General features: G+C 39.5%; 1 protein-coding gene. It reads left to right on the forward strand.

What is annotated here, in order from left to right; translation table 11 throughout:
• On the forward strand, positions 1-532 hold a 532-nt coding region (locus RCF13_RS11735; RefSeq protein ID WP_308141204.1), incomplete at both ends, for a hypothetical protein.

Genomic DNA, 532 nt, shown 5'->3' on the forward strand with positions numbered 1-532 from the left:
ATGGTAGTGGATGGAACAGGTGATGTGTTATATAATCCACATACCAAAAACTTCATATATAATTCTTCAGCAGCAGAGAAAGCACACGAGAAAGTTCTGAATAAACAAGCTAAAAAGAGTAGTAGTCCAGTGACTAAAGTAAGCAATCAGGTACAAAAACAAGAAACTAAAAATGGTTCTAATGCTATTTATGGAAAACTCAGCAGCAATGTTAAAGACTTTGTAACAGGTGTAAGTGTATCTGTAGATAACAATGTATTCTTTAAAGGAGCACAAACTATCACAGGAAATACAGTTTTTCCAGATACAGATGCTTTCAAAGTTGGTAAAGTAGTAGGGGATGCGGCCTCAATAGCAATAGGTGTAGCAGGAACAATAGCAGGAGGAGCAGAAGTAGCAGGAGGAATAGCCGGTGGAATAGTAGCTGCACCAGCAACTGGAGGAGCATCTGTAGTACTAGGAGGAGCTGTAGCAGTAGAAGGAGTAGCTTTAACAGCAGCAGGAGTTGTTGTTACTGGTGTTAGTACAAGTA

The organism is Stenotrophomonas maltophilia group sp. RNC7 (genome assembly GCF_030910085.1).
Classification (GTDB): Bacteria; Pseudomonadota; Gammaproteobacteria; order Xanthomonadales; family Xanthomonadaceae; genus Stenotrophomonas; species Stenotrophomonas sepilia.